The sequence below is a fragment of the Chitinophaga sp. 30R24 genome, from assembly GCF_049056765.1.
Lineage (GTDB): Bacteria > Bacteroidota > Bacteroidia > Chitinophagales > Chitinophagaceae > Chitinophaga.
The window spans coordinates 1-18,463 of sequence record NZ_JBJGXX010000015.1; the positions used below are offsets into that span (position 1 = coordinate 1).

The window sequence follows — 18,463 nt, forward strand, 5'->3', positions numbered from 1 at the left end:
AGATACGCCTGATAGTTGCTTGTAAATAGCAGACTGCGATAGCTTCGAGATAAATGAATCAACGTTAACAGCACAAAAATTATTCAGTTGCGACTGGAGCGTATCATTTAACACCTGCTTTAACGCTACCGTATCTGTTGAGGTAATATCAGGATAATAGTAGTTGCCTAAACGGGATTTTTTGTTAGCATACAAGGAAGAACATGGCGCACTAAATATTGGATCTCCTTCACAAGAAACATATAATTCCACCTGTGGTACAGGACCATTTGATGGCCAATTAGGAAATACTGATTTAGGGCCATTATCTCCATGTTCAAACTGTACTGTTTCTCTATATTCGTAACCCCATGTTCCAAGATATACTCTAACTATTGCATGTACGCCTGTTGCAATTTCAAAGTCTTCATTCTTATAAATATCAATCCTAAATTCACCTGCAACGCGCGGATATTCATAACGAAAAAGAGTTGATCCAAAATCATTTATCTTATCACAATCATAACCATCTGCTACCGGAAGCGTCGCCGGCAAACCTACTTTACAAACATCCTTACAATATCCTTTAGTCTCTCTTACCAGCTCATAATAATGTTCCTTCAGCTTCAAATATAATTGCAGATACAACTGCCACTCCCGGTCCACAATTCTGCAATCTGCGTTGGGCACACACGCAGACCATTGCACCAATCCATCTTCACTTACAGTGGTATTCGTGCTGGCGTTAGGGTTAGCACAATAAAGCAGATAATCCACATAAGCAGATAATCCTTTAATCGGCATCCGGTTATCTTTCATGCCCATCACATGATAGGAAAAACCATCCAGGTCCGTTCTGAATGAATTATAGAAATCTTTGCCAGCTCCATTCGATGCAAAGAACGGGTCGGCTGCCAGCAACCAGGTGTTATTGGTGCTGCTGTATTGCAAACCGCCTAATACAGCCGGTAAATCTCCGGCACTGGTATATATCTCTTCTAACCGCTGGTCCCAGGCTTTATAGCTGCTAACCGACTGGCAGAATTGCCAACCACAATATTCTGGATGATAAGGGATAAACAGCTCCGCCCATTCACTTCGCCAATATCCTACCAACTGTGCAAGGGTAAAGCTGGCACTGTTGGGGGATAGTACGGTACCGTCTTCCAACTCAAATTTATTGGATTCATACACCGTACTGCCTGGCACCGCCACCGGAAAAACCTTTCTCCATTGCCAGTATAAAATATTGATCTCCGTCTCCTGTGGCTTGCCGGCATCATCGAACAAAGCATATTGCCCTCCCGGTTTAACATCCAGCATCAGCTGCTGCTTCAACTTATCGCAAGGGGAGCCTAAACAGCTAGACCGTAAGGCCTGGCAATTGCTAGATAAAATATCATACAACCCTTGGGCCCAGGCTTCTATCGTTGCTGTATTTGTAGCCACGTCTACTCCATTAAATGCAATGCGTGCCACCAGGGCGGCCACAAAGTCGGCTTTCTCCCCTAAGGTTTGCTTGCAGGTAATACATTCTGAAAAACACCCCGAGAAATCTTCTTTCTTCAACTGGGCGATCACAAAATCAAATTGGGTCCTTAGGTTCGTATTCTTCTTTATGAAGTCGTCTGTATAAGCATCAATCACCCTGGTGTTTAAGGCCAACTCAATTGTAACATAATATTCTCCTACCTTATTCACCGGTATGGTTACCAGCTGGCTATAATTACCCGTAACGCTGCAATCAGAAAAAGCATTGCCTACCTGCGTATTGTTAACGCTGGCCAAAGTGTTATTACAATCGTCACTCACTTTGATCTTCAGATCATAATAACAATTACTGCATATGGTAACATTATTCTGCTCATATCTTTTAATCAGATAGGGTAAGCTTACCTCCAGCGAGTCGGTAATATTGGGAACACTGGCCAGGTAAGTAGCAGTGGCCGTAAGCTTTAGCGTTTGCTGGTCAAATACAAAACGGTCTGGCTGTAACAAGGTAACATGGCTATGCACCGGCGCCGGTCTTGAAGACAGGGCCAATAGCGAGGTATCCGGATTAGTACCCGTTAAGGCCGTAGCTACTGTTTTACCTTCATCGTTAACATACGAAATACTAACTTCTCCATTGGGATCTACTACCATATTCTTCAGGTAGTGGTCTGCATAACCCGCGTCGTTACCAAAAATACGATCCAGCTCCCATTGTGCAGGCTTACCATAATAGTAACGCGTAGCATGGTTATCAGCCAGCACCTGGTCTGGTTGCAATACCGGACCTACCCCGCTTTTCATACTTATACGACCTGTATTATCTGCCGTATAGGTAGTAATTGCCAGCGGAAGACCATCGGCGGCTGGAATATATTTGCGGAAGGGATCTGTGAGGATATCATTATTGGAGGAATAATACCTGGCAGTACCGCTACTGCTGTCCAATAGGTCTGGACGGCCAATACAGCTGCCCGTTTCGTCCTTTACAATATTACGCCAGGAATAAGCCTGCCCCTGGGCATTTAAATTTACATCTTTATAAAACTGCAGTGTAGGTGAATTTAATGGCGCCGGCAATATATTGCCCACTACACGGCCATAGGCATCATACACGTTTTCCTGTACCACGGCCTTCTGATCGGAGTTATTGACTGTAACGCTTTGCCGGTTCCTTAAAGTACCATCAAAAAAATTAATCACTTCTTTGCGGTTGCCATCCTCGGTATACACAGCGTTATATTGCCAGTTTAACCCCGGCTCAAACCACTTTACACCCTCCGTTGCACCTATTACACCCGGCACTATGTTCCCGTTTACCTTCGCCTGGTATATCCACGGACCTTCCTTGCGGTAATCGCCACTTTCATCTACAGTACGTATCCTGATCAGCAGGTACTCGTGCTCCTGTATCATCGGCACCTCGTAACTATTAACATGAACCGTAACACGGCTGGAATTATTACGGAACATAGGAGCCAGCATGCTGGCCATTACATTAGATCCTGCGGTTTGTAATGTTGTTCCGTTATCTGAATCTTCATCAATAAAAGTCCACTCCAGGTCATATTGCTGCGCGCCGGTGATAGCATCCCAGCTAATCGGCAATTTATCTAACACAACACCTGTAATAGCGCCACCATCCCGCTGCATCACGCCTTTACCTTTTGCGGAGGTTAGCATAGGCATCAGCGTTTGGTCGCCGGTAGGCAGGTAGTCCCTGTTCACCACCACAGTGGCATTCAAATAAAAAATAGGCGGCAGCTTTCCCAGTTCCTTACTACTAATGTCGTTGACAGTAATCTTTACCTTGTACGCATTTTTAAAACTATACAATGCAAACGCCTGGTAAATTGCACCGGTGGCTGTATCATATTTTATTTCCAACGGTACGTGCTCAATAATAATGGGCTGGTCCTGACCAGGACCACTCCAATACGCCACTTTAAGATCTGCCTTGCAAGAGAAAGATGAGGGTAACTTGAACAGAGTATCTGTGCGAAGCCCAAAAGTGATCACGTTTTGAACACCATAATTACGGATAGCATTCCAGTTATAGGATGGGTTTTCAAACTTCTCATCTTTTACCAGGAGCGTATCTCCTTTCTTAATTGCGCCTTGCAGCTGCTGCTGATAAGGCTCAATGGCGGCATGGGCAGTTACGGCATGCAGCAATAGCAGCATTAACGCGCATACAGTTGCTCTAAGGTATCCAGAGTATAGAAACATCTTCTAAACAATATTAAGTGGGTTAACCTAAAAAGAGGTGATTAGTTGATAATCGTGATAACTGCGCTTGTATAGGGACGCCAATCACCAATCCTAATGGGACAAAACAAAGTTTTCTAATCATACAATATGAATAGTAATATATGCCGATTATAAAAAGCCGCTTAGCGCTTTTCAAAAGGGTGAACAATAATGATATTACACAGTTTCCAAAATAGGTACAATAAATTATTCAGGTTTAGGAATACATTCTCATGACTACAGTAATAAACAACACTAATGCAACGCGGTTACAAACTATAGGTATAACAGAAATAGGCATCCTTCAGGGCAAATGTAAGAAAACACCTCTTACACTTGCATAACATCTTAATGTAATTATTTTATCTCTACAGCTTCCACCTGCGGCTTTCTTTTCGGCAATACCATCTGTAACAATCCTGCCAGCAGCAATACTAACATACACCCAATGGCATTGAGCCACAGAAAAGAAACCTTGCCCATCCAATAAACGGTGAGCACGATTATTTCAGCAACAATCGCTGCCCAAAAAGTAGCGGTGCCTCCTACCGGCTTCATATAAAAAGCTACCAGAAAAATACCTAGTGTTACGCCATAAAACCAGGAGCCTAATACATTTACTACTTCAATTAAACTACCCAGACTACCGGCAAACTGCGCTACTGCAATACAAAATATACCCCAGATTAGGGTCCATAGCTTAGAGATATTCAGGTAATGACCAGGAGAAGCATTGGCATTGTACAAACGTTTATACACATCTATTACAGTGGTAGACGCCAGCGAATTGAGGGCCGCAGCAATACTTCCCCAGGCTGCCAGGAAAATAATGGCGATGAGCAAACCTACTAATCCTTTCGGCAAACTGTTGACTACAAAATGCAAAAAAATATAGTTGGTATCATTCGTATCTGCGGTAGGATCTGCCTTACGGATTAATGTTAGCGCTTCGGTGCGCACTTGCTGGGATTTTTCGTCGGTTTGCTGCAATGCTTTTTTAGCAGCCGCTATCTGTGTAGCATTATCCGTTTCCAAGGCGGCGGCCAGCAGTTTTACCTGGCGCTGTTTCAACTGTCCTAAAATACTGTATTTATCTTCCAACTGTACCAACGCAGGCCCTGCTGCAGTTTGATGCACTTTGGCCAATTGCGCTTCATTAAAGAAAATAGGTGCCCGAAAATACAGGTAAAACACAAATACAAGCGCGCCGAGCAACAAGATCAGGAATTGCATCGGCACCTTTACCAATCCATTCATCAACAATCCTAAACGGCTTTCCTTAATGGATTTAGCGGTCAGATAACGCCCTACCTGCGACTGGTCTGTCCCGAAATAAGACAGGGCCAGAAAAAAGCCACCTATTAATCCGCTCCAAATATTGTATTTATCCTGCCAATCGAATTTGGTAACGATCACATTCAATTTATCCATTTTGCCGGATACTTGTAAGGCTTGTTTGATACCAATACCAGTAGGCAACAGATGTACTACCATCCAACCGGCCAGGAACATTCCACTAAAAATAATGGCCAACTGAAAGGTTTGCGTATAGGCTACCGCACGGGTGCCGCCTGCTACCGTATATATAATGAGCAGGCCACCCATGATCACGTTCGTCCAATACAGGTTCCAACCCAATAAAGACGAAAGGATAATAGAGGGCGCACAAATACTGATCCCTGTAGAGAGCCCTCGTTGCAAGAGAAACAACGATGAAGTAAGGGTACGCGTTTTCAGGTCGAACCGCTGCTCCAGGAACTCATAGGCCGTATATACTTTTAATTTATGGAAGATGGGTACAAAAGTGATGCAAAGCACCACCATAGCCAGCGGTAGCCCAAAATAGTACTGTACAAAGCGCATCCCGTCTGTATAAGCCTGCCCGGGAGCTGAAATAAAGGTAACGGCGCTGGCTTGCGTACCGATAATGGATAACAGGATAATATACCAGGGCATCGACTGATTGCCCAGGAAATAACTTTCCATATTATACTGGCCCCGGCTTTTCCAAACGCCATATAATATAATTATTGCGAGTGTACCTACCAGTACAATCCAATCTAAAAAACTCATGAAAATGTTTTGGTGAATAAGTAGAAAAGCACGATCAATAAGGCCAACCAGGCTATTATTAGTACATACCAATATATCCAGGATGGAAATATTGGCGGCTTTTCTTCCTCCAGATCGGTATCTATCACGTCTTAGTCGTTTGAATTACTTTTACTCCACATGCTACCTGACAACAAACCCAATATCCCCCCTATCACCAGCCCCACCTGCACTTTTTTGATAGAGATACCCAGCAACAACCCTATGATGATGCATAAGGCGGCTGTAATGCGCAGGCGGGGCCGGTTTTGTTCGTGCTTCTTCTTACTCATTTTCGTTCAAATCCCTATTTAACTGAAATTAGATTTACAAATAAACGGTATGCGCCAGGTACACCGGCAGGCAACTGCCGGAAAAATGACAACCCGGTATACACGTAGGCGCCTTTACCATAGTGCGCTACCAGCGTAGAACCATCCAGAGACGCTTCTCCCTGGTCGTTCATGGTAAACAGCTTATCATACGCTTTGTCGGCATCTACAGTATAATATAAACCTCTTTCCTGGACCCAGCCTGCAAAATCCGCTGCTGTAATTTCGTTAGGATAATGCAATACAGGATTATCCGGGTGGATAAAATGCACCACTGCATTTTCATCTGTAACCCTGTCACGGGAAAGACTAAACGGATACGGACCCAGGTCGTTAATCACCAACGGGCTGTTTACATTGTATTGTACAATGAGCTTACCACCATTCTTCACGTACTCCATTAGCTTAGGCTGCCAGTATTTCATACGGGCGTTTACGTTATAAGCACGTACACCGGTAATAATGGCATCATATTGTTGCAGGTTACCATTCATAATATCTTTCTCTCCCAGCTCTGTTACTTCATAACCAACCTGACGCAGGGAAGCGGCTACCATATCACCGGCACCAGGAATATATCCCAAACGGTTGCCATTGTGTTTCAGGTTCACCGATACCAGCCTGGCTTGGGCTGGCGGGAACAATGTAATTAAAGGAATATGGTCGTATCGTATCTGCTGCAGACTTTGTGTATATTCTTTTCCGTTACAATCCATTACTACGGTAAAAGTATCTGCATAATTACGGGTAATGCCGGCAACAGGACTGATAGTAAAATTAACGGTAACCTCATCCCCTTTATGGGCCAGCGTCCAGTTCAGATTACCTTCGGCAACCTTAAAGCCCGCTGGCAATTTCAGGTGAACCGTACCTTTCAGGTTGTCTGCAACAGCGGTTAGTTTCACCGGTACGGTTTGCGGCAGAACATCTTTAAAAATATATACACGGCTGCTCAGGTCGGCCACTACAGGCGGCGCAATTACCAGGGGCTGATAAATCTCCCCTTTTACCGGATCGGTATATTTATATTGTATAGGCCGGGAAAGGGTAAATGATTGATCACCGATAGTTAAGCGGATGCGGGCTTGTAAAGCGGATATATTTTCTGGGTTGCCCACCAACAAAGGATCTTTAATAACATACATCCCCACCGGATGTACATCTTCCAGCCAATAAGGCTGCGATTCCTGTGTGGTGGCTGGCACCGGTAGCGTCTGGGATATGCTGGTGAACTTATTGTAAGCTAATATTTGTTTTTCTGCAATATTGGATTTACCGGGAAGATCTATCTGATCTAAGGTTACTTTTACATTGCCACGGTTAATGAGTTGCACGGTAGCCTCCATATTATTACCAGGTACCACGGTAGGCGAAGCGCTATAAGCCTCTGCCCAGATACCTGCGCAAGCATAGATCAGTTGTTCTGTTTCCTTGAGCTTAAGATCCCGCCAATAGCCATCAGGCAATGCTTGTACCGACTTCCGTATTTCAAGGAGCGCAGGTATGGAAGCAGAAGGATCATCCATATTATAAGCTGCCAGTGCGGCGTCTATCAACTTTCCAATCTTGGCTCCTCCCGGTACTCTCAACCAACTGGTATTTACATCGTCGAGCAACCCATTTTTAGGGGTGCTGCCCTTAATCGTCTGAAAATATTCCAGGGCACTACCCCTGGAAGGAGCTACGCCAAACCCCTGGCTTTTATGCTGAGAGCGGCTTTCTGCTGCTATTTCACCAAAACCTTTGCCTAATAAGTAATTGTAGGCACCCACATCCATTTTAAACTGGTCTTCCGAAGTTGTATTTACAGTTCCAAAGTTAAAGGTATTCCAAAGCAACCTTTTCGCTTGCCAGGGCTTTACCAGCTTTAATTGTTCCGGGAAACGGGTAGGATCTGCAGCAGCAGTATATGCTTCTTCAGCTAATATAGCAGAGGCAGTGTGATGCCCGTGACCGGCACGGCCGTCTGCCGGAAAACGGCAGATAATCACATCTGGCTGAAACTTACGGATGATATATACAACATCTCCCAAAATCCGCTCTTTATCCCAAATGGTAAAGGTTTCCTGGGGATTCTTGGAAAAACCAAAGTCCTGGGCGCGGGTAAAAAACTGCTCGGCCCCATCTATCCGGCGGGCAGCCAACAGCTCTTGTGTACGGATTAGTCCTAACAATTCGGACTGTTCGTCACCAATCAGATTTTGCCCGCCATCACCGCGGGTAAGCGATAGATAACCGGTACGGTATAACTTTTCTTTTGCCAGATAGCCAAGCAAACGGGTGTTCTCATCATCAGGATGAGCAGCAATATACAATACACTTCCAAGCGTATCCAGCTTTTTCATTTGCAGTCTGATATCGGCAGCATTCCAAACAGGTGATGGCTGCGCCAGTGCGGGTAAGCTCATTGTGGCGAGTAATAATAAAGCCAGGGTAATAAAACGTCTTATAAACATTTGGTAGTACGTGAATTTACAGATGGCCAAAAGTAATCATTAATCTGTGGGGAGAGAAGATAAATATGATGAGTGAATAGAGGAAGACATAAAAAGTCCCGGTGTAGGATTTTACCGGGACTTTATTTTTCATAAGCAAAACCAACCAGCTAAGCAAAAACCAATTATTAACAAAGGCGGTTTAGATTTAATTATAACCTTCGTTCTGCTGGTTGCGGATATTGGGGTTAGCATCCAGTTCTCTTTGTGGTATAGGCAGTATCACTTTAGTACTGGGATATACCACAGATATGTTTTTTTCACTCGCTAAATATTTGGTGAATGAACGTTTTGTTCTCGTAAGATCAAATAATCGATGTCCTTCAAAGGCCAGCTCTTTACACCGTTCGAGCAGGATGGCATCCAGGAGCGCTTGTCCGGAAGCTGTTACCGGAAGTGCGCTACTATCAGACCGCATGGCAATGGTGTTCACATCTGCTCTGGCTTCCTCTTCCCGGTTAAGATGGGCCAGCGCCTCAGCGCGAATCAGGTACAACTCAGATAGCCGCATTACCTTTATACTTTCTGTAAAGGTGGTCACATCACTATATTTCGTAATAATATTCGCAGGATCTTCCCCTCCATTACCACTACGCTTGCCCTTCTTGAGGAAATTTTGCCGCACGTCGCCCGGGGCATAAATATTATACAGATTATCAGTAGCCAGTATATCACCGTATCCATCCTGGCTGAACATATAACTCAGGGCATCTGTATTCCTGTTATCCACTGTAGTATTAATCACTTCAAAAACCGTTTCACCATTGCCGGTGATCTTAAAATTGCTCACCAATTTATCATTAGGTAGCAAAGCATACACATTAGACCGGATCACATCATCTGCAAAGGCGGCGGCGCCCGCCCAATCTTCTTTATACAATAATACCCTTGCCAGTAAGGCTTTGGTAGCATATAGGTTGAAGTGTCCAGAAGAAAAAACGGTGTTTCTACTAGCCTGGAACCGTTCAATAGCCATAGTAAGATCACGGGTGATCTGTGTGTAGGTATCTTTCATATTACTCCTGGAAGGCGACTGCACAGCATTTATGTCAGTAACCGTAACTATTGGAATCCCCATATGCGTAGCTGTTACCGTATAATTGTAGGGCTGGGCATATAGCCTGGCCAGGTCAAAAAACGCCAACGCCCTCACTGCATAGGCCTCTGCCACTATCCGCACAGCTTCCAGGCTATCTGTTAGCGAAGGTAGCAGGGAAACGTATGGCCCCTTCATAATAACCATATTAGCATTGGCCACCACACGGAACAATTGATTCCAGGTATCAGCAGTATAGGTATCGTTGGCAGTAACGATGTACTGATCCTGATTGCGATAGCGGTTACTGTTGATCACACTGATAAAACTGTTGTCTGACTCCAGGTCCGGCAGCAGCGACATGGTACGTCCGTAATAGCTTTCACTCTGCATCAGGGAATATACACCATTGATGGCCGCACGCAAACCGGGCAAATCACGTATAGCGCGATTGGTTTCGGTAGACTGATCTGGTTGCTGCTTCAAAAAACCTTTGCCGCAAGCGCCCAGCAAAACTGCCAACAGCATCATTACACTATATTTACCTTTTAGCTGCATGACTACCTTAAAAGTTTATATCCAATCCTATCAATAATGTTTTAAATACTGGCGGCCGTTGATCGTAATCTCCTGTTACCGGCACTTCCGGGTCCATGGTAAGACGTTTATCCTTTACATATGTCCATAAATTATTCCCACGCACGTATATTTTCACCTCGTTGATATCTGCTTGTTTAAGCCATATAGCAGGCAGGTTGTAAGAGAGTGATACATCCCTCAGCCTGATAAAACTACCGTCGTACAGGAACCTGGACGATGTTTGATTGCTGAGTCCCGATTGGGTACCGCCAAAAACTACCTTCGGCACACTTGTAATATCGCCAGGATGTTGCCAGCGGTTTTCATAAGTAAGCCTCGACATTTTGGAACTGCCACCGAATCCACCACTTCCGTCGGATTCAGTAAAAGCGCCCCAGTTGTCATATACTTTATTCCCCCAGTTGTAAAAGAACTGGAAGCTCAGCTCAAATCCTTTATAGCTGAAAGAGTTGGTAATGCCGCCATAAAATGCAGGTAGGGCGCTACCCTGGTTGTAACGTTGCGCTTCCCCATATACGTTGGTGGTAGCTTTTTTAGTAGCGTCCCTATACCAGCGCGCTTCCCCGGTTTGCGGGTCGGCACCGGCAAATCCCACTAAATAAAACTGGTAGAAATCAATGCCCACTTGCCGTTTATACACACTAGTCATAGGATTATCCAACCGGGTAATAACGTTTTTTAGTGTAGAGAAATTAGCATCGGTACGCCAGGACAATGCTTGTTCATTTTTTGCAATGACATTACGGGAAGTCAGTGTAATCTCTACCCCGCTGTTCCTCATTTCCCCGTTATTCTTAAACACATTGGTGATACCATTAGAAGAAGACACCGGCACATTAAGAAGCAACCGGGAAGTAACCCGGCTATAATATTCTACAGTACCGGATAAACGGTTATGCAACGTAGCGAAATCAATACCTGCATTAAAAGGCCGGTTCTGTTCCCAGGTAAGATAGGGATTGGGGTATTGCGTAAGCACATACCCCGGCTTCCCATCATAATCATTTGCCGGACTATACAGCGACAATGAAGCATAATTATCAATAGCTTGGTTTCCGTTGCTGCCGTAGCTAGCTCTAATCTTTAATTCGTTGATAGCGCTGAAGTCTTGCAAGAAGCTTTCCCGGTAAATATTCCAGGTGGTTCCTACCGACCAGAAAGTAGCGCTTCTCCGCTGACTGCCAAATCGAGAAGAAGCATCCCTGCGGATGGAGGCAGTCAGGTAATATTTTTGTTTGTAGTCGTAACTGTTATTCCAGAAAAGGCCGGTGAGTGTGTTGGCGCTGGAAACCGAAGAAACACTTTCCGGTTTAGAAGCATCCGCCAGTTGCTGCAGACCAGGCAACAGGTTAGAAGCCGCAGAAGAATTCCCCGTATTCATGGTTTTTTGTGCTTCATATCCTACAAATGTGCTGATACCATGGTATCCCCAACGCCGGTTGAAACGGAGCATATTGGTGGTTACCCAATTAGTCCAGAGGGTATTATTCACCGATACCCAGCCATTGGTATTCTTCCCATCGCCAAAGCCCGGGGCAAAAAAAGTATTGCTACGGGCATAGTTGAGATCGAGGCTCACCTTTGTTTCAAAAAACAGGAAATCGGCGAGCCTGTATTTGGCGCCGGCGCCTCCGAGCATACCGTAAATAGCGCCGGTACGGGTATTTTCATTTAGCACGGCTACCGGATTAAAGGTGTTATTATAGCTGAAATCGTAGCTGCCGTTGGGATTATACACCTTCAACCAAGGCTGCAAACGTACCAGTGAGCGCACCGGATTGGCCATCAGCCCTACATCTCCAACCGCATCAGTGCGCTGATAGCTCAAAGAGAGGTTCACATCAACCGACAACCTGATGGTAGCCTGGTTATTGAGATTAAGTTTGCCAGTCATACGTTTATAGCCTACGCCACGCAGGGCCGATTGGGAATCATAATAGCCACCCGATACATAAAAGCGGGTTTTATCACTGCCTCCGGCGGCCGACAAATTTGCCTGCGTGTAGGCACCATGGCGCGTAAGCACATCCATCCAATCGGTATTAATGGTAGTGTCTACACCACGGGCCTTTAGCTCCTGTTGAAAGCCGGCTTCTCCGCTGCCATCCTTTTTATTGGCCCAGCCTTCCCGCAGCAATGTTATCATCTCTTTGGTATTAAGTGGATAATAGACCTTGGGAATAGTAAGCTGGTTGCTGCCACGCTGCACCGAAGCATTGATGCCGGTTTTGCCGGGGCGGCCGGTTTTGGTAGTGATCAATATCACCCCGTTAGCGGCGCGGGAGCCATAGATCGAAGATGCTGCCGCATCTTTTAATATAGAAATGGAGGCAATATCAGTACTGTTGATACCTGCCAGGGAATTTACATTATAATCGGTGAGATTGTCTGTTACCACCGGAACACCGTCTACTACATAGAGAGGGGCGCTGCCGGCAGTAATGGAACCTATACCGCGTATGCGCACACTGGGAACGGAACCTGGTTGTCCGGAACCATTGGTAGATTGTAAGCCGGCTACATTGCCTTGTAAGCTTTCCTGAAAGCTGCTATAGGGCGCCTTATCGTATAAAGACGTATTCACCACAGTAGCTGATCCTGTCAAAGAACTTTTTGTTTGCACGCCATATGCCACCACCACTATTTCATTTAACCCTTGCGCATTATCCTTCATCACTACACGAAGGGAAGCATTACCATTTACTAACACCTGCTGTTCTTCATAACCTATAAGAGAACAAACCAATGTGGCCATGGCGGTTGTTTTCAAATAAAATACACCACTGGTATCTGTAGTAGCGCCCCTGTTTAAACCTACTACCCGTATACTCACTCCCGGCAAAGGCTGTTCATTGATGTCTGTTACCTGTCCGGATATCTGAATACCCCCACTTTCCTTCTCTTCTGGCGCAATCGCCACCAGGTTAGTGGAAAGCAGCTTAAAAGTAAGCCCTGAATTAGTCAGGATCTTTTTTAAAATATCCTCAGGTAAAGCATCGGTCATGTTTACAGATACTTTACTGTTCGCAGGTATCAGATCATTGCGATATACAAACCGGTAACCGCTTTCTTTCTCTAACAGCTTCAACAACCTGGTTAATGGCAATGATGCTGTTTTAAGAGAGATGCGTTTGTTTTGCTGGCCAAACACCTCTCCTGTTATTTGCAAACAGGTAATAAGAATAATAAAGGACACCAGTTTCATTATCAGTACAACTTTTCCCAATGTTTTAATAAGCAAAAGGGTTACCTCATGTATGATTTTTTCCATACATTTAGGTTGTAAAAGGTCATAAAACTACGACAGCACTACATTGCCAAGTGAAGCTAACTGCCGTTTGATCTCATTAAAGGGGTAAATGTTTGCAGCATTTACCCTTCTTTATAAGACGGTATCGATTTTAGTTGTTTTTACCAACCCTATTGGGTAATAAATACTTCATTGCTCACTATTCTGCAACGAAATGATGTTGTAACCTTCAGCGCTTCCAACACTTCTGCAAATGATTCATTTTTGAAAGTGCCGGTGAAATGATAATTTTTCAGTTTGTATCCGTCGAGATGCATCTTAATGCCATACCAACGTTCCATTTTGCTGGCAATTGTTTCAAAATTTTCATTGTCAAATACAAGGTAATTATCACACCAGGCTGTTTCCATTACCAAGCTGTCTGGCTGATTGCCATGAATGGTTGTTACCTTATAGCCTTCTATCAGCTTTGGCTGCACTAATTGCCTGCTTTCTTTTGCATGCTGCAGGATGATCTTTTGGTTGGGCAGGAGTTTAATATTACGTTCCTCGCCATCGTTAAGGGTTACCTCCACTGCTCCAGAAATAAGGGTAGCCTCTGTTATTTTGTCCTGCGTATACGCTTTTACGTTGAAAGAGGTGCCTAGCACCCGGATATCCATTTTAGCAGTATGGATATAAAATGGTTTCGTTGCATTTTTTTCTATGTCAAAAAAAGCCTCTCCTTCCAGGGTTACTTCCCTGACGTCCAGGTTGTTCATTTCAGGATCATAGGTTAAACGGCTACCGCCATTGAGCCATACAGCAGTGCCATCCGGAAGCTGAGCCCGCGAACGTGACCCATCCCTTGTAAAAATAGCCGCTACCGCGGCTGCAGGGGAAGCAGACGGATATTTATGTAACAGCAGATATGCACAGTAACTTCCCAGCGCCAATACCAATAAAGATAGTACAGACACGATTTTAAGGATGCTCCTGCCTCCCTTTTTCACTGGTAATTCCTCCCTGGGAAATACCGATCCCATTTTTAACAAATGCTTTTCCAACGCGGCAGCTGTTTTAGCGGCCCACTCCATATTATCAGCAGCTGAAGGCCAGTTGCTTAATACGGCAAGCTTATACCTCATATCCGGGTCTTTTTGCAACAGTTCCTCCAGCTCGCGCAACTCCGCCATCGTGGCTTCGCCAGATACCTTTCGTCCCATCAAAAGCCATATTCTTTCCTGTTCCATGTGTTGTTACAAAAGCATGATTGTATAGAAGGACAAGCAGATTTGAAAAATCTACTACTCCAATAAAAAAAATTTAAATTATTTTATCTTAACAAAGGAAAGGTTAATGACTTCACTGATTTTTTTAAGCGCCTGGGCCATATGCACATCAATGGTATTCACGGAAATATCAAGGATCTGGGCCACCTCTTTATATTTAAGCCCGTCTTCCCTGATCAGTTTAAAGATGATCTTGCGTTTGGGGGACAGGCTATTCACGGCAGCCTCTATACGTTTTACCATTTCCCCGGAAATAAAGATCTGTTCCGGAGTGGCGTAGCTAACACTAATGTCTACTGCCAGCTCGTCCAAGCTAAAATGCTGGGTTCTGAGCTCTTTATTCAGATAATTCAGGGCAATATTCTTGGCTGATACATACAGGTATACTTTGAGGTTCTCTACCTGGAGCAGCCGCTCCCGGTGCTTCCATACGTTCATAAATACATCGGAAGCAATTTCTTCTGCCAACTCCCAGGATTTGATGATAGAATAAGCAAACTGACTCAATGGCTTGTAAAACAACCGGAATAAGGCCTTATATGCCTGCTCATCTCCCAAAGATGCCACTCGTTCCACCAGTAGCTGTATATTGGCTTCTTCCCTCAATGAAATATTTTTTGGTTGAAAAGTTGATTCCGAAAGATAATACGGAATAATTTTAATTTAAAATTGTTTTATATATTTTTTAACCTAATGTATTATGTTATTCAAATTTTTCTCAATATAAAAACACCCACTGCATTTCCACCGCACTATTTTTTAAACATAAAATAAACCGCACCTATCAGCATACAAAAAGCCACCAGGTAATTCCAGCGGAGTGACTCCCTGAGATACGTTACTGCAAATATGGTAAAAACGGTTAAACTGATCACCTCCTGGATGGTTTTCAGCTGAAACCCGTTGAACCCCTCCTGTACTCCATACCTGTTGGCGGGCACCATAAAACAATACTCAAAAAAAGCAATTCCCCAACTGATGAGAATCATTTTCCAGAGTGCAGTACCCTGCTGTTTAAGATGGCCATACCAGGCAAAGGTCATGAACGTATTGGAAATAAAAAGAAAAATGACAGTACGCATGAATTTAAATAATTGAAGCAGGCAAAATACATCGCTTTCCTTAAAAAGAAAAGGGGACCGTTATTGGTCCCCCTGTACCCAGCTAACTGATTTAATTCATTTAGCTTGGCAGATGTTGTTGGTTGCTATTTCAATTTTCAGACTATTCTATTATTGTTCTAATTTAATTTCGCCCAGATCTGTAGCTTTACCTTCTTCTACTTTTACATCTTTGATCACTGCATTTTTATAAGGGCTTTTGCCGAGAATAGTGATGGTATAAGCGCCTGCTTTTGCCACAGGAACAGTGAATGTACCCTCTGCTATTGCGCCTTTCAGCTTGTCGTCTCCATTTGCCACCTCTACTTCTGTAGCTCCGTCGGCAGGAGTGATTTTACCGGTAATGCTACCAGCTTCCAAAACCTGCAGGGAATCCAGGTGCTGTAATGAATCAGGTCCCTGTAACGAATCGAGCACCAGTACCTGTAAAGAGTCCAGTCCTTTCAGAGAATCCACTGCGTACGTCCCCCGCAGTGAGTCTACATGGCTCATCACATTCACCATTGCGGTGCTGTCAAAAGATCTTACTGTCGCTAAGTCAGCACTTTTAAATGCGGACATGCTTACTACCGTTGCTGCTAATGCGAGCATTCCTACAATTGATTTTTTCATGTCATTCAATTTTTATAGTTAAGAAATAACGGTGATCTCCGGCCGCAATGAATGTGCATGATTTTTGTTATATGCCCTCATCGTTGGCTGCCGTATACTAACAATACATCCAACAATTGACTTACCATTAGTCAAAGAAATGTTAAAGTGATTTTTTTTCTCCCAACAGGTAGAAACAGGCCAAACCCATATAAGTGCTGCTAAAAATCAGTTACCAGGTCACTTTATGGTCTATAAACTTTTTTGATGATGCCCATATGGGGGTAATTAGTAATTTTAAAAATTATCTTCGCACTACGGAAATGAAATGAATTCAAATGATCAAAGCATGTTGCAACTGAGTAATGAAGAAATAGTTAAAGGCATCCGGAGCAGGAATAAAGACATATTTGAGGCTGTTTTTAAACAGTTCGCCCCTTCTATGTATAATATTGCAGTACGGTATGTAAAAGATGTGGATGATGCAAATGACATGGTACAAGATGTTTTCCTCAACTTGTGGAAAGGCGCAGAAAACCTGGACGAAAGGGCGCCTATCAATCATTACCTTGCCAGGGCCACGGTAAACACCTGCCTGAACCGCATCAAGAAGGAACAACGACAGGAAGTATATACGAAAGAACAATTGCTGCAAGCTCCTCCTATTGAAAATACCCATTCCCTGCTGGAACATAAAGAACTGGAAGCGCTATACCGCTCTGCATTGGAAAAATTACCCGAACAATGCCGGCGTGTATTCGAAATGAGTAGACTGAAAGGCTTATCACCAGCAGAAATATCGTCCCAACTGAATATATCTATTAATACCGTATACGCCCACTTAACCACCGCATTAAAACGATTACGGGTAGACCTTATTAATAAATCCTGAGCTCCGTTAATTTTTTTTGACACCGCTTAATGGTATAACGTTATCTGGTTGTATTACTAATAAGTAACCATGAATCATCAAACAGACATAGATATAGTAATCCGTTACCTGGAAGATCCGGACAATGAGCAGTGTAAAGCCTTGCTCAACGAATGGATACAACAGGAGCCTGGTAACCTGGACATTTTCCTGGATATGAAAGCCATGTGGCAAGGAGATCCACTTCCCGCTGCCTCTGCTTTCGATAGTGAGGAACAATGGGAACAATTAACCGGCAAACTGGATGAAGCGCCCCCGGCTGTGGCCCCTGTGGCTCCTCAAAAAAGCGTCCGCGTGGTGAAAATGAACCGGAAATACTGGTGGGCCGCAGCAGCAGTGCTACTGATGATTGCCGGCACCTGGACCTTCCTGGCACCTTCCAGTTATACCACCTACGCTACCAACCAGCAACAAGACAGCTTGCGGCTGTCCGACGGCTCTATGCTATACCTGAACGCACATACGCAGGTACGCTATGCCAAAGGATTTGGTCAACAAAACCGGCTGATAAAAATAGATAAGGGAGAAGCCTTCTTCGATGTCAACAAAAATGATGCGCTTCCTTTTATCGTAAACGCTCCCGATGTAGAAGTACAAGTGCTGGGCACAGCCTTCAATGTAAAAGCCGGTAGCAATGGGGTAAAAGTTTTTGTACAGTCCGGGAAAGTGAGCGCTGCCTATAAAGGCACCGAGCAAAAAGTCATCCTTACTCCCGGCGAGGAAGCCTCACTCAAACATAAGGGCACTCCTATAAACACCCGTTTCCATAGCAAGAATAATAACATCCTGGCCTGGAAAACCCGGACCCTTACTTTCGATGCTACTCCGCTGAATGAAGTAGCAGAAGCATTGGAAGATTTTTATAATGTACAGGTAAAAATCAGCAACGCGCAACTGGCTGATAAAAAACTACTGGCCACCTTTCCCAACATGTCGCTGGATGAAGTGCTGGACATTATGAGGAAAACCCTTCAAATTAATATCACGCATAAAGACAACCTGGTAGAAATCTACTAATACCCGCC

At 44.2% G+C, this 18,463-nt stretch carries 12 protein-coding genes; 2 read left to right on the forward strand and 10 right to left on the reverse strand.

What is annotated here, in order from left to right; translation table 11 throughout:
• The 10 genes from ACDQ55_RS19820 to ACDQ55_RS19865 form a co-directional block, all read right to left on the reverse strand.
• The coding region (locus ACDQ55_RS19820) for a hypothetical protein (protein WP_420983318.1) at positions 1-3,699 on the reverse strand (3,699 nt) is incomplete at its 3' end.
• Positions 3,700-4,077: 378 nt separating this feature from the next.
• On the reverse strand, positions 4,078-5,793 hold the full coding sequence (locus ACDQ55_RS19825; RefSeq protein WP_420983320.1) for a sodium:solute symporter: 1,716 nt from the start codon (positions 5,791-5,793) through the stop codon (positions 4,078-4,080).
• A gap of 131 nt (positions 5,794-5,924) precedes the next feature.
• Positions 5,925-6,104, reverse strand: coding sequence for a hypothetical protein (locus tag ACDQ55_RS19830; protein WP_420983321.1), 180 nt, complete (start codon positions 6,102-6,104; stop codon positions 5,925-5,927).
• Between the two features lie 14 nt (positions 6,105-6,118).
• Complete coding sequence (locus tag ACDQ55_RS19835) at positions 6,119-8,599, reverse strand: PIG-L family deacetylase (protein ID WP_420983323.1); 2,481 nt, start codon at positions 8,597-8,599, stop codon at positions 6,119-6,121.
• Positions 8,600-8,786: 187 nt separating this feature from the next.
• Positions 8,787-10,232, reverse strand: coding sequence for a RagB/SusD family nutrient uptake outer membrane protein (locus ACDQ55_RS19840; protein ID WP_420983325.1), 1,446 nt, complete (start codon positions 10,230-10,232; stop codon positions 8,787-8,789).
• Positions 10,233-10,239: 7 nt separating this feature from the next.
• Positions 10,240-13,545 (reverse strand): SusC/RagA family TonB-linked outer membrane protein, encoded by a 3,306-nt coding sequence (locus tag ACDQ55_RS19845; protein ID WP_420983326.1) that lies wholly within the window; start codon positions 13,543-13,545, stop codon positions 10,240-10,242.
• Positions 13,546-13,694: 149 nt separating this feature from the next.
• Positions 13,695-14,756: a FecR family protein gene (locus tag ACDQ55_RS19850; RefSeq protein ID WP_420983328.1), complete on the reverse strand. Its 1,062-nt coding sequence runs from the start codon at positions 14,754-14,756 to the stop codon at positions 13,695-13,697.
• Positions 14,757-14,834: 78 nt separating this feature from the next.
• Entirely contained in the window at positions 14,835-15,401 is a 567-nt protein-coding gene (locus ACDQ55_RS19855; RefSeq protein ID WP_420983329.1) for an RNA polymerase sigma factor, read from the reverse strand.
• A gap of 146 nt (positions 15,402-15,547) precedes the next feature.
• The gene (locus tag ACDQ55_RS19860) at positions 15,548-15,877 is read right to left on the reverse strand and encodes a DMT family protein (RefSeq protein ID WP_420983331.1); all 330 of its coding nucleotides are present in this window, start codon (positions 15,875-15,877) and stop codon (positions 15,548-15,550) included.
• Between the two features lie 150 nt (positions 15,878-16,027).
• The gene (locus tag ACDQ55_RS19865; RefSeq protein ID WP_420983332.1) at positions 16,028-16,528 is read right to left on the reverse strand and encodes a carboxypeptidase-like regulatory domain-containing protein; all 501 of its coding nucleotides are present in this window, start codon (positions 16,526-16,528) and stop codon (positions 16,028-16,030) included.
• Between the two features lie 328 nt (positions 16,529-16,856).
• On the opposite strand from ACDQ55_RS19865, the gene ACDQ55_RS19870 reads away from it, so the two are divergent.
• Both ACDQ55_RS19870 and ACDQ55_RS19875 read left to right on the forward strand, forming a co-directional pair.
• Complete coding sequence (locus ACDQ55_RS19870; protein WP_420983334.1) at positions 16,857-17,399, forward strand: RNA polymerase sigma-70 factor; 543 nt, start codon at positions 16,857-16,859, stop codon at positions 17,397-17,399.
• A 69-nt stretch (positions 17,400-17,468) separates the two neighbouring features.
• A complete protein-coding gene (locus tag ACDQ55_RS19875; RefSeq protein WP_420983335.1) occupies positions 17,469-18,455 on the forward strand; it encodes a FecR family protein in 987 nt (328 codons plus the stop codon).
• Positions 18,456-18,463 lie beyond the last annotated feature (8 nt).